The sequence below is a fragment of the Caldibacillus sp. 210928-DFI.2.18 genome, from assembly GCF_020554505.1.
GTDB classification, from domain to species: domain Bacteria; phylum Bacillota; class Bacilli; order Bacillales; family Caldibacillaceae; genus Caldifermentibacillus; species Caldifermentibacillus hisashii.
Genome location: NZ_JAJCHL010000108.1, coordinates 1 through 9240 on the forward strand (window position 1 = coordinate 1; position 9240 = coordinate 9240).

Annotated in this window: 12 protein-coding genes and 2 pseudogenes; 3 read left to right on the forward strand and 11 right to left on the reverse strand. The window is 35.6% G+C overall.

The genetic code is table 11. The features are described from left to right. Window positions 1-596 precede the first annotated feature (596 nt). The 11 genes from LIZ98_RS15680 to LIZ98_RS15725 form a co-directional block, all read right to left on the reverse strand. Complete coding sequence (locus tag LIZ98_RS15680) at window positions 597-833, reverse strand: glutaredoxin family protein (protein WP_108897350.1); 237 nt, start codon at window positions 831-833, stop codon at window positions 597-599. 121 nt (window positions 834-954) lie between these two features. Beyond that, the gene (locus LIZ98_RS18035) at window positions 955-1089 is read right to left on the reverse strand and encodes a glutaredoxin family protein (protein ID WP_255602299.1); all 135 of its coding nucleotides are present in this window, start codon (window positions 1087-1089) and stop codon (window positions 955-957) included. Window positions 1090-1094: 5 nt separating this feature from the next. After that, window positions 1095-1394, reverse strand: a complete 300-nt coding sequence (locus LIZ98_RS15685) for a rhodanese-like domain-containing protein (protein ID WP_108897349.1) — start codon at window positions 1392-1394, stop codon at window positions 1095-1097. 16 nt (window positions 1395-1410) lie between these two features. Next, complete coding sequence (locus tag LIZ98_RS15690; protein WP_108897348.1) at window positions 1411-1770, reverse strand: rhodanese-like domain-containing protein; 360 nt, start codon at window positions 1768-1770, stop codon at window positions 1411-1413. A 168-nt stretch (window positions 1771-1938) separates the two neighbouring features. Beyond that, on the reverse strand, window positions 1939-2199 hold the full coding sequence (locus tag LIZ98_RS15695; RefSeq protein WP_108897347.1) for a metal-sensitive transcriptional regulator: 261 nt from the start codon (window positions 2197-2199) through the stop codon (window positions 1939-1941). 299 nt (window positions 2200-2498) lie between these two features. Further along, entirely contained in the window at window positions 2499-3275 is a 777-nt protein-coding gene (locus LIZ98_RS15700) for a sulfite exporter TauE/SafE family protein (protein WP_108897346.1), read from the reverse strand. 63 nt (window positions 3276-3338) lie between these two features. Beyond that, a complete protein-coding gene (locus LIZ98_RS15705; RefSeq protein ID WP_161921366.1) occupies window positions 3339-3566 on the reverse strand; it encodes a sulfurtransferase TusA family protein in 228 nt (75 codons plus the stop codon). A 133-nt stretch (window positions 3567-3699) separates the two neighbouring features. Further along, window positions 3700-4827 carry an MBL fold metallo-hydrolase gene (locus LIZ98_RS15710; protein WP_227140193.1) on the reverse strand — a complete coding sequence of 376 codons (1128 nt, stop codon included), beginning with the start codon at window positions 4825-4827 and terminating at the stop codon, window positions 3700-3702. Window positions 4828-4910: 83 nt separating this feature from the next. Beyond that, on the reverse strand, window positions 4911-5306 hold the full coding sequence (locus tag LIZ98_RS15715; protein WP_108897343.1) for a DsrE/DsrF/DrsH-like family protein: 396 nt from the start codon (window positions 5304-5306) through the stop codon (window positions 4911-4913). A 12-nt stretch (window positions 5307-5318) separates the two neighbouring features. Next, the gene (locus LIZ98_RS15720) at window positions 5319-5870 is read right to left on the reverse strand and encodes a sulfurtransferase TusA family protein (protein WP_108897342.1); all 552 of its coding nucleotides are present in this window, start codon (window positions 5868-5870) and stop codon (window positions 5319-5321) included. A 307-nt stretch (window positions 5871-6177) separates the two neighbouring features. After that, window positions 6178-6675 (reverse strand): kinase, encoded by a 498-nt coding sequence (locus LIZ98_RS15725; protein WP_227140194.1) that lies wholly within the window; start codon window positions 6673-6675, stop codon window positions 6178-6180. Between the two features lie 278 nt (window positions 6676-6953). Here LIZ98_RS15725 and LIZ98_RS18295 point away from each other — a divergent pair. From LIZ98_RS18295 to LIZ98_RS15735, 3 genes and pseudogenes are all read left to right on the forward strand, one after another. Then, a pseudogene (locus tag LIZ98_RS18295) lies at window positions 6954-7133 on the forward strand (IS4 family transposase); the annotation flags it as partial. Between the two features lie 319 nt (window positions 7134-7452). Then, window positions 7453-8115 (forward strand): annotated as a pseudogene (locus tag LIZ98_RS15730) (metal ABC transporter permease); the annotation flags it as partial. Window position 8116: 1 nt separating this feature from the next. Next, entirely contained in the window at window positions 8117-8998 is an 882-nt protein-coding gene (locus LIZ98_RS15735) for a metal ABC transporter permease (protein ID WP_227140196.1), read from the forward strand. Window positions 8999-9240 lie beyond the last annotated feature (242 nt).

The following is a 9240-nucleotide window of genomic DNA, read 5'->3' on the forward strand; positions in this document are numbered from 1 at the left end:
GCTCATAAATCCTTCTCCTATTTGGTTTTTTTGTTTGTTCAGCAACCCCTAAATATATTTCGATTAAATTACTTCCCCTTAACTTATTATATCTTTGTATCTTCTATTTATCTAATCTCGATCCACTCTTGTGAAAAAAATGTGTGAATGGGGTTAAAAATATACTATTTCTATAATTTTGCTCAATATAAAAACACGCCCAATCGCTTGATACATCCGCGTTTGGGCATGTTCCCAATTTTCTAGCACTCTATTTTTACGTGATGACGTCCCAGGATAGAACAATAACTAACAGCTCATAACATCTTCAATTTATCCCATCTTTATAACATGACAATACCCACACGTCTTTTTCCTTCATTTTACATTAAACGATAAAATAAACAATAATAGATAGGGCATTGGATGTTATTGTCATGCGCTGCTAATAGGCGCACAATATAAGAAAAGACTCGCAGAGTGGCTATAAAGACAGAGATGCAAGTCGTCCTAGATAATAGCTAAAAAAAGCCCGAATCTCATAGAAAAGAAATTCAGGCTTCCTTTTGTCTATTTTATATTATATTAATTCTATAACTCTTTTACTACTATATTTTTTATTTTTCTAAATAATCCATCAAACGTTCTGGATCGAATCCAATAACCCATTTCCCATTTATTTCTGTTTGTGGAACTCCCATTTGACCTGTTTGATTTACTAATCTTTGCATCATAATGGGATCCCTTTCTACGTTTACTTCCTTAAATGGAATACCGTTTTGCTGCAAAAAACCTTTTAACATTGTACAAAACGGACAGCTTGTTGTTGTATAGACAGTAACATTGTTTTTCATTATTTTTTTCCTCCCTTAAAATTTTCACTTTATAATCCCCTTATACCCAATGGGGTATATTGAATTATAAAATCTACTTAATAATATTATGAGTAAAGTGATTTCACACCTGTATCGCTTTTCATAATCCCACTGGATCAAAGCCCGAAATCCATTTACCATTAATATTTGTTTGCGGTACAGTGAATTTCCCTGTTTTTGAGATTAATTTTACCATTGCAATTGGATGAATATCTAAATTAACCTCTTTAATCATCTTTCTTATTCTACCTTACCTGTCCAATTATTCATGCCGCCAATCATATCCTCTACTTTGAATCCAAGTGCCTCTAGGATTCCACAGGCAGCCTTACTGCGATTCCCCGATTGGCAGACAATAATATAACTCTTCTTTTTATCTAATTCGTTTTTACGGAGTGCGAGTTGCCTTAATGGGATATGTTTTGCTCCCGGTATTTTCCCAGTTGCTATTTCAGCATTTTCGCGAACATCAATAATATCCACAGCTTCTTGATTTTTTAGACGCACCTCAACTTCTTCTGGTGTAATTTGTTTTGCCATTAGACTTCTTCCTTTCTTAATACCAAGCACTCATTCCGCCCTTAACATTATAAATATTTTTAAAACCTTGTTTTTTTAAGTATTTTGCTGCTTTTGCACTTCTCATACCACTTTGACAAATGACAATAATATCTTTATTTTTATCTAGCTTATTTACTTTATTCGGTAGTTCGTTAAGGGGAATATTTTTAAACTGTGGTCGATGGTTTGATTTATATTCACCTGTTGTTCGAACATCTATACATTGAATATTTTTATCATTTATTCTTTTCTTCGCTTGTTCAACAGTTATATTCGTTATCCCTTTTGTTGGAATAAAACGGCTAAGAAAAATAAGAGCAACAGCAACAATAATAATCCACTCCATTATTCCCATTGATTTAAAGCCTCCTCCTTAATACCCCTAAATGTATATTACTAACAATTAAAATATCCTACCTATTTTCATGCATCTATATTTAAAAACCTTATACCCACCTGGGTATAAAAAATACAAAAAAAGGCATGGAACGCTTTTCTAATTAAAGAAAAGCTGTTGAACCTTTTATCTACTTTTTACTAATAAATTTACTGCTTCTTTTACAAGTTCTTGCGTATCTTCACCATTTTTTATATTTTCACGAACACATTGTTCTAAATTCATGCTCACAATTAAACCAATTGTACGATCAATGGCAGAACGTGAGGCAGATAATTGAGTAATCACGTCTCGACAATCTTTATTTTGTTCAATCATATTTAAAACACCTTTGATCTGTCCTTCAATTCGTTTTAAACGATTGACAACTGATTTATCATATTCCATTCAATATTCCTCCCTTTTAAAAAAGGATTATCTATCATCTTAAAGTGACAAATTTAATACCTTTTTGATATAGCGTTTTTTATAAATGTGTTTTAGTTGCACTCATATTACAATAATAAACTTATTCATTGAATTTATAAGCATTGTAATATACCCCTCAAGGTATATTGTCAAGGTACCAGCTAAAAAATTTTTTCCAATATAATTTGTATCCAAAATTTTTTTAAAAAGGGAGGCCTTCTGTCTTATTGTTGCATTCTAAACAATTGTAAGTAGTAAAAAGTTAATATTAAATTACATTATAAAATATCGATCCAAAGTTTAATGGCAGTACCAGCAATCATAATAGCTAGAATAAACTGTAAGATTTTGGTATTCATTTTCTTACCAACCTTCGTACCGAGTGGGGCGGCTATAATACTTGCAATAATCATAATGATAGCTGGTAGATAATCTACCTGTCCCGTGATCAGTTTACCAATACTACTCCCAATGGAAGATATGAAGGTAATAGCTAAACTTGTAGCAATCGTCATTCTCGTTGGGATATGCAGAACTGTTAACATAATTGGTACAAGCAAAAATCCTCCTGCTGCTCCAACAATACCAGATACGATTCCAACTACTAAAGCTAGAATTGCTGCCAGTGGCTTATTAAATGTCACTTCATTTAATGGCATATCTTCCACTAGCTTTTTTGGTATAAACATCATCACTGCCGCAACTAAAGCAAGAATACCATATACGACATTCACTGCTTGTTCCGATAATAAACTAGATCCATAACTACCAATTAAGCTACCAATGAGAATAGCTCCACCCATATAAACGATGAGTTGTTTGTTTAGATATCCTCCTTTACGATACCCCCATACACCAGCGATGGAGGCAAATAATACTTGTATAGCACTTATCCCCGACACTTCGTGGGCCGTGAATGCGACTATACCAAATAAAGGTGGAATATATAATAGCATCGGATATTTAATAATGGAACCGCCGACGCCTAACATACCGGATAAGAATGAACCAATAAATCCAATAGCAAATATGACGATAATAAATGTTAAAACCATTGATAAACCTCCTTTCTACATCAGGAAAAGCGAGTAGTGATTCTACTCGCTATTTGATTTTCATTATGCTTTTTGAATATAAAAGTATAGAACATCCTCTTCTGTTTTTTGTTCTAACACAGTGTGGCCGCCTGATTTTGCCCAAGCAGGTATATCGTTCAATGCACCTTTGTCTGTAACAACTACTTCAAGTACTTCTCCTGATTTAATCGCATCGATTGCTTTTTTGGTTTTAACGATAGGCATTGGACATGCAAGACCTTTTGCATCTAATGTTTTGGTAATGTTCATTTGATAGTCCTCCATTTTATATTTAAAGTTTTCCGAATTAAGCCCCTATTTTATGTTTTACAAACAGCCTCTCTCAGAATATCAAAATAAAATTTTCTAATATCAATTGTTGTTTCAAATTACAAATCAACATTTAGCGGACGGCACAACGGTTTGGACCAATCTCCATTTCAGTTTGTTCATCATTATCTGGAGTAATTTTACCCATATTGACTTGACGAATTTGTTGATATGCGTTTGGTTGTGGTGGCAAATGATCCGTTACCGTACGACGGAATTCATCTTCGTCTTCGATATTCAGACCATGGTTTTCTTTAAATAAATCACCTAGTCTTCTTGCTACAGTACCATCTTCATTTAATTCATCAATAATCATGAAGTGTGCTGGTAATACGACTAGGTCTTCTGCAAGTTCACGATAACGAGAATATAATGTTTCACGTAGATCATCTACCCAGTCTTCCGCAAGTCCTGCTAAGTCAGGACGACCAATGGAATCAATAAAAAGAATATCTCCTGTTAATAAGAACTGATTATCGATTATAAATGAAGTCGAACCGATTGTATGACCAGGTGAGTAAAATGCATTTACATCAATTTGAGATGCACCAATTTTAATGTTTAGCCCATCTGTTAGAGGTGTGTAGTCGAATACTACCTCTGTAGCATCTTTGGGTGGTAGGTAGTAAGTAGCGCCTGTTGCAGCTGCAATGTGACGTCCACCCGAGATATGATCCGCATGTAGATGCGTATCAAATACATGTTTGATTTCTACACCTTTTTCTTTAGCAAAGTTTGTGAATACATCCGTGAAACGGACTGCATCGATAATAGCTGCTTCGCCTTCAGAAATTACCATATAAGATAAACAACCTTTTCCTAAACGGACAAATTGGTATATCTCCCCACCATTTTCTAAATCGGAAACTTTAATTGGTTCTAGATAACTACTCCAAGATTTCATTCCACCTTCAAGATATGCAACTTCACGACCAGCTTCAGAAAGCATTTCTGCTACCATAACGGAAGATCCTTCCTTAGCACATACTACTAATACTTCCTTATCTGTTGGAAGTTTAGGCAAAATCTCTTCTACACCATCTATTAATTCGAAGTAAGGGATATTTAAATACTCGAATTTATGTCCTTCAATTTTCCAATCCTCAAATGCATCATGATTACGAACATCTAAAATAAATAATTCTTCCTTATCAATTACTTTTCGAGCAACTTCTGCTGCAGTCCATTTATATACTGCCATCACCAAATTACCCCCCTAGGTATATTTTGAGTTATTTTTTAACAGTGGAGAATTTCTCCACTGCATAAAGATTGATCATCTAATTAGAAAGTTAATGTTGGTGATGCATCTTTTGCATATTCTAGGAATGTTACTGCTCCACCAACTTCTATACCATCAACGAAATCTTCTTTCGTAAGTCCCATAACATCCATTGTCATTTGACATGCTATAAATTTAACACCTAGTTCCTGTGCCATCTCAACTAGTTGTGGGATAGTAGGAACATTTGCTTTTTCAAACCCTTCGGTTAAATGTTCCTTTCCCGCTGGCATTTCTAAAGCGTGCATTGCTTGTTTATGAATTAAGTTTAGCCCTTCAAAAGTGAAAAAGATTTGTACCTCTTTTTCTGAAGCTGCTGCTGCTGTTGCAATATTAAATACTTTATAGGCATCAAATAAACCACCGTTTGCTGCAATAATCGCTACTTTATTAGACATATTAAATTCCTCCTATACCTCTTTTGTTAGTTTACCGTTCCACTCAGTCATGCCTGGTAGAACGTTATATACTTTTGTAAAGCCATTTTTAGCTAAAATTTGTGCTGCCATATCCGAGCGTTTTCCGGTACGGCAAACCACATAAATCTCTTGTTCTTTATTCAATTCTTCGAGTCTTGATTCTAATTCTCCCAAAGGGATGGATTTAGCACCTTCAATATGCCCAAATGCATATTCAGCCTCTTCACGCACGTCTAAAATTAAGCCATCACGTGATTCAATTTCATTAAGTGAAACAGTGTGTTCGAATGTTTTTTCCACTTCCGGTTCACTAGAACCTTTACGGATGTAATGATAAAATACATCGCCTTCTTCTACTGTTCCTAAATATTGATGTCCTACAGAACTTGCCCAAGCAGCTAAATCTGCCTTGGAGCCTTTATCTGTTGCTTGAACTTCCAAAACTTGACCTTCTTCAAGATCGGTAATTGCTTTTTTGGTTTTTACTATTGGCATAGGACAAGCTAGACCTTTAGCATCTAATTGAAGATTTGCTTTTATCATTCAGTTACCCCCTATGGTATTAAATTTACTAAAAATAAATAGTCGTTGACTTCATTAATATACCTGTATGGGTATATTCCCGGGCGGTAAAATAGTCGTATTTTACTAACGACTTTTACTTGATGCCTATTTAAGATTTTCACTTATTCGTTCGTGATTATCAATCACATAACCTATAATATACCCCGCGGGGTAAAATGTCAACCCTTTGATTTTTTATTTTTTATGCATTTGTTATGGATGTATATGAATTGGTATTGAAAAAAGGTGGTTAATCCTTCTTGGATCAACACACCAATTTGTGTCATCACTTTTGTAATTGTTTGATAATGAATGTAAAAATATCATCCTCTGACATATCATTGGTTAGAAATGTTTCTCCAGGTACACCAAGATAATCTTTTTCCCTCCACCATTTACGGAGAGCTTCTTCTCCGAACTCCGTTTTCTTCGGACTCGAATTGTGACGTTTTAGCGTTTCTTCAAATGTAAGATCATAGTAAAAAACATGGGCATTCCCCTCAAAAAACCGGATTAAATTCGTCAACATCTCTCCATACCAGGCCTTGTACAATATCCCTTCCACAATCACATATTCACATTTTCCTTTACCGTATTCTGCAATTTGCCGAATTAGGTCAATTGATAGATTCCCATCCCGATCATGAACGTTTAACATCTCACGCCGAACAACATCCTGAGAAACTAAGAGTGTTCCATAACCAAAATAGTTTTGAAGTCTTTTCGCAATCGTTGTTTTTCCGCTTCTTGAATTCCCACGAATGATGACTAGTTTCGATTCCATAAAACCCCCTACTTTCTATCATTCGACCAAAGTGATTTGAATAAAACTAAGTCTTCTTTCACTGCCAAATAATGGTGTTCGTAAATCAGAAGTGCTTTTGACCTCGATTTCTTTCAACTGGTTCTTGCACTTTTTACTGGATAAATTTAGATAAAGGAATAAACATTTGTATAAACCCAATCTTTAAATGATTGAAATTGTTGTTCTTGTAGAGGCTCAGGATAAGACATGATGACAAGGGGCACCGGGCTTTGGTCTTTAGCAAGTGCCGGTTGTACAATGTAAAAGACATAGATTTTATTACTGCCCTCCAATCGCTTATTGACCTTTTCCAAACTTTGGCGGAAGCCAAGGTTTCTTTGAACATGGACATCTTTAAAAATCAAATGAATAAATGGTTGGTTACTATACCTAATTATATCAAGCAATGCTTAAATATTACTGTGTGCGAAAGTTGAGTTATAATAAAAACCACTTTTTTAGTAAATTGACTGACCTACCAAATTAAGAAATCATAATAACTCAGAAATACTTAGAAAGTGACAGACTTTAAATGGATAGGATTCACGGTTTTAAAAAAAAGATGCCATCGTATTACTCAGCGAGAACAAATGATATACGAGCACTCCCTCCTCGAAATGCTTGCCATTTTTTCTGTCCCCAATTTAAATCACTTTTTATAAAGAAGTAGAATAATTTTACCGCTTGAACCGCTTTGTTTTCCAACTCCTAAGTTTCCTTAGGTAAAAAAAATTGAATTAATAAAAATAAGCGTTGACAAAAAGAATTAAAGAAGATACGGCAATGGGGATGATTCTATCAATCTTTTACGGTTTTGGGATTATGCTTTTAACGATCGCTAACCGAACAAGCGGGAACCAAAGCGGCTTAAATAACTTTATCCTGGGTCAATCCGCTTCTATGGTGCAATCAGATGTGTGGACAATGTCCATTCTTGCCATTTTGGTTGTTTCAGTTGTTGTTATTGGATTTAAGGAATGGAAAATCTATTTATTTGATCGCCAGTTTGCCAGTGGGCTCGGTTTGCCGTTAAAAGGAATGGATGTTGTGTATACGATTCTTCTGGTAACAACCATTGTCGTTGGTATTCAAGCAGTTGGTGTTATCCTTATCGCAGCACTTCTTATTTTTCCGGCAGTCAGTGCCCGTTATTGGACACATTCTTTTCAAACGAAGGTTATCATTTCAGCCCTATTTGGCGGTGCATCCGGTATGATTGGTACGCTTATTAGTGCAATCGGCAACGGTTGGCCAACAGGACCATTTATTGTTGTTTTGGCAGCGAGTTTTTTTATCATCTCGTTAATTTTTGGAAAAGAAAAAGGAATTCTTGTTCAATATTGGCAAATGAAGCACCATAAAAAACAGGAAATCTTACAATCGATCCCCACCTCTGTTTTGAAAAAGGAGGTTCAATAGAATGACATACACCGCCTGGATTATTTTGACAGCATCTTTAGTCGGTTTATCATGCGGTTTGATCGGTGTCTTTTTAATTTTACGGAAAATGGCTATGATGGCTGACGCTATTAGCCATACCGTTTTACTTGGTATTGTTGTTGCATTTATTATTACGCAAGAATTGACCGGAGTCCATATGCTCATCGGTGCCATTATTGCAGGACTTTTGACCGCCTTGTTTGTCCAATGGCTCAACTCTTTAGATGTGCAACAAGAGGCGGCCATTGGAATTGTATTCACAACCCTTTTTGCCATCGGGGTTATTTTAATTGAAGCTTTTGTCGGAAATGCCCATTTGGATGTCCAGCATGCATTAATGGGGGAAATCACATTTATTCCCTGGAATAGAATTACGTTGCCAATCGTGGGAAGCATTCCAAAAGCTACAGCCATCTTAACTCTTGTGTTTTTTGTTGTCTTATTATTTATTATCGCTTTCTATAAAGAATGGAAAATTACCACTTTCGATCCCGGACTTGCCGCAAGTGTCGGGATACCGGTTCTTTTTATGCACTATCTGTTTATGAGTCTGGTTTCAATTACAACGGTGGCTTCCTTTGACGCGGTTGGGGCGATTATGGTCGTTGCGATGTTAATTACCCCGGCAGCCTCCGCATATCTTTGGACCGATCGACTGCACATGATGGTTGTTATCAGCGGATTATTCGGAGTCGCTTCCGCCGTCATCGGATATTTTATTGCTGCTTGGATTGATACTTCCATTTCAGGGTCTATGGCATTTGCAACCGGGCTTATCTTTTTAGCCAGTTACTTATTATCGCCAAAACATGGTTTGCTTGCCAAGTACTTAAAGCCGGAAAAAATTGAGACATTCGAATAAGGCCATTGAAAAACTATTTAAAAAGATTTACTAACATATATAGTATGATAAAACCCGATAATATATCTAAATACGGTGTTTAGCAAGATTATTACGCACTTTTTCAGTGGCCTCCATTCGAATAATTGTTTTGTCTGTAAAAATATTTCCCGGAATTAGTGTAGCTTATCACAAATACAAATATTACGTAGGGGCTGCTGAACGAATCACATGCAGAAAGTCATTTGAGAAATCAACCGTTG